At 65.6% G+C, this 688-nt stretch carries 1 protein-coding gene; it reads right to left on the bottom strand.

Going from position 1 to position 688, the window contains the following annotated elements; translation table 11 throughout:
- Positions 1-531, bottom strand: a 531-nt coding sequence (locus NA5_RS38730; RefSeq protein ID WP_157110915.1) for a DUF4226 domain-containing protein, incomplete at its 3' end; no start/stop codon positions are given.
- Positions 532-688: the final 157 nt, after the last annotated feature.

Raw genomic sequence — 688 nt, 5'->3', positions numbered from 1 at the left:
GGCTTTTTGTAGTGCGTTGGTGAGGATTTGGTGGACCTTCTGGCGTCCGGCCTTGGTGTAGGCCTGCGGGCCGAGTTCGGCCAGGGCGACGTTGACCTCGCGGATGAGCGCGGTGACCGCTTTCTTGTCGACCTTGTGGTTACCGGCCAAACCGGTGATGTAGGAAGCCAATTGGTTGTCGAGGTTGTTGAACGCGGTCGCCGCGTTTTTCTGGAACAACTGCCGCGCTTTGATCGCGGTCGCTCCCGAACCGGTCCCGTTGATCCCCAACTGCTGACGTAACTGCTTGACCTCCGGATCATCGGTCTTACCGTCACCATAGACAGCGGCAAGCAACTTCAACGCCTGCAACGCTTTCTGCGCCTCCGGCGACAACCCACCCTCGGACCCATCCGCACCACCATCGGCACCGGTACCGGTCCCCGAACCAGCACCATTGCCGCCCCCGCTACCGAGCCCGGCCAACGCCGAGGCCAGCATCGGCAACACACCCAACGCCATCGCCCCCGCCGACAACGCCGCAGGAGCCAACGCCGCCACCGTATCCGGATCCACCAAAGGCGGCGCAGCCTCAGCAGGCGCAGCCTGAGCCTGCGGCGCCGGTTGCCCAGCAGGCGGCTGCCCCTGACCCGCCCCCGGAGCAGGCGGCGCCACAACATTGCCCTGCGGCACAACCGCCGAACCCGAA

It is taken from the genome of Nocardia anaemiae NBRC 100462 (assembly GCF_001612725.1).
Taxonomy (GTDB): Bacteria; Actinomycetota; Actinomycetes; order Mycobacteriales; family Mycobacteriaceae; genus Nocardia; species Nocardia anaemiae.
This window is presented reverse-complemented; position numbering and strand designations above follow the sequence as displayed.